The 1,305-nt window shown below is 77.8% G+C and carries 2 protein-coding genes; both read left to right on the top strand.

Annotated features, from left to right (window positions below; all coding sequences use genetic code 11):
* Positions 1 to 242 (top strand): hypothetical protein (locus B5D80_RS33600; protein WP_211291734.1); only part of this gene is annotated, 242 nt, incomplete at its 5' end.
* Complete coding sequence (locus B5D80_RS32670; RefSeq protein WP_281253512.1) at positions 239 to 1,255, top strand: heme/hemin ABC transporter substrate-binding protein; 1,017 nt, start codon at positions 239 to 241, stop codon at positions 1,253 to 1,255. The genes B5D80_RS33600 and B5D80_RS32670, both read left to right, overlap by 4 nt.
* Positions 1,256 to 1,305: the final 50 nt, after the last annotated feature.

The raw sequence follows: 1,305 nt of genomic DNA, 5'->3' as shown, positions 1-1,305 counted from the left end.
CGACCGGCGCGGCGGGCACGCCCACCGGCGGCGCACCGGCACCGGCCGCCACCGCCGTCGCCCCCGCCGGCACCGGCGGCCCGGTGGGCCCGGCCGACGCGGGCGACCAGGCGCAGGTGACCCGGGTCAGCGCCGCCTCCGACACCGGCCGCTGGTGGCTCGTGGCGCTGGTCGTACCCCTGCTCGGGATGGCCCTGCTCGCCGGCCTGCGCCGGCGTCGTCGACGCCGGGCCACGTCGTGACCCGGCGTGCGCTGCCGCTCGTCCTGGTGCTGCTCGCCGGGGCGCTGGCCGGCTGCACCGAACCGGCCGCCGAGGCCCGGCCCGGCACACCTGCCTCCTGCGGCCCGGTCACCGCCACCGTGGGTGACACCGACGTCACCCCACTGACCCCGGCACCGGCCCCCGCCCTGCCGGCCACCGTCACCTCCACCGACGGCGTCGTCACCACGGTCACCGACGCCACCCGCATCCTGCCGGTCAACCTCTACGGGTCGATCGCCGAGATCGTGTTCAGCCTCGGCCTCGGCGGCAACGTCGTCGGCCGGGACACCTCCACCACCTTCCCCGCCGCCGCGCACCTGCCGGTGGTCACGCCGGCCGGGCACGACCTGTCCGCCGAAGCGGTGCTCGCCCTCGCCCCCACGGTGATCCTCGCCGACGACAGCATCGGTCCACCCGAGACGCTGCGGCAACTGCGCGCCGCCGGCATCCCGGTGGTCCTCGTCGCCGCCGAACAGACCCTCGACGCCGTCCCCGGGCACGTACGGGCCGTCGCGGCGGCGCTCGGCGTCGGCGCGGCCGGCGACCGGCTGGTCACCCGGATCGAGGCCGACATCGCCGCCGCCCGCACCGGTACGCCCACCGACGCCGCCCCCCGGGTCGCCTTCCTCTACCTGCGCGGCACCGCCGGGGTCTACCTGATCGGCGGGCGGGGCGCCGGCAGCGACGCGATGATCGAGGCCGCCGGGGGAGTGGACGCCGGCAGCGCGATCGGCCTGGCGAAGTTCCGCCCGCTCACCAGCGAGGGGCTGATCAACGCCGCCCCCGACGTGATCCTGGTGATGAGCGGTGGGCTGGAGTCCGTCGGCGGCGTCGACGGCCTGCTCCGGCTCCCCGGGGTGGGGCAGACCCCGGCCGGTGCCGCCCGCCGGGTCGTCGACATGGACGACGGCCTCCTGCTCACCTTCGGCACCCGCTCCGGGCAGGTGGTCCGGGCGTTGGCCGACGCGCTGCACTGCCGGGGCCCACGATGACCGTCACCGGCACCCGACCGGTCACCGGCGACCCCGGAACCGACCGCCCC

This window comes from Micromonospora wenchangensis (assembly GCF_002210435.1).
Classification (GTDB): domain Bacteria; phylum Actinomycetota; class Actinomycetes; order Mycobacteriales; family Micromonosporaceae; genus Micromonospora; species Micromonospora wenchangensis.
The sequence above is the reverse complement of the archived record's forward strand: the minus strand, read 5'-3'. Positions and strand labels throughout refer to the sequence as shown.